The organism is Streptomyces sp. SP18BB07, assembly GCF_036322545.1.
Taxonomy (GTDB): domain Bacteria; phylum Actinomycetota; class Actinomycetes; order Streptomycetales; family Streptomycetaceae; genus Streptomyces; species Streptomyces deccanensis.
Genome location: NZ_JAQYWT010000003.1, coordinates 1 through 242, shown reverse-complemented (window position 1 = coordinate 242; position 242 = coordinate 1). Strand labels below are relative to the sequence as shown.

Sequence of the window (242 nt, the reverse complement as noted above, 5' to 3'; positions counted from 1 at the left end):
CCGCGGACACTCTTTCCCTTCCCGCCGCTCTTCCGATCTTTCGCCGACGAAGTCACCCGCGTCGCCCGCGAGGTCGGCACCGACGGCAACCTCGGCGGCCGCGCGCAGGTCCGGGGCGTCTCCGGCGTCTGGAATGACCTCACGGACAACGTCAACTTCATGGCCCTGAACCTGACGTCGCAGGTCCGCAACATCGCCCAGGTCACCACCGCCGTCGCCAACGGCGACCTCTCCAAGAAGAT

General features: G+C 67.4%; 1 protein-coding gene. It reads left to right on the top strand.

Annotated elements, in window-relative coordinates; genetic code table 11:
• Positions 1-242, top strand: a 242-nt coding sequence (locus PUR53_RS00010) for a hypothetical protein (RefSeq protein WP_329906927.1), incomplete at both ends; no start/stop codon positions are given.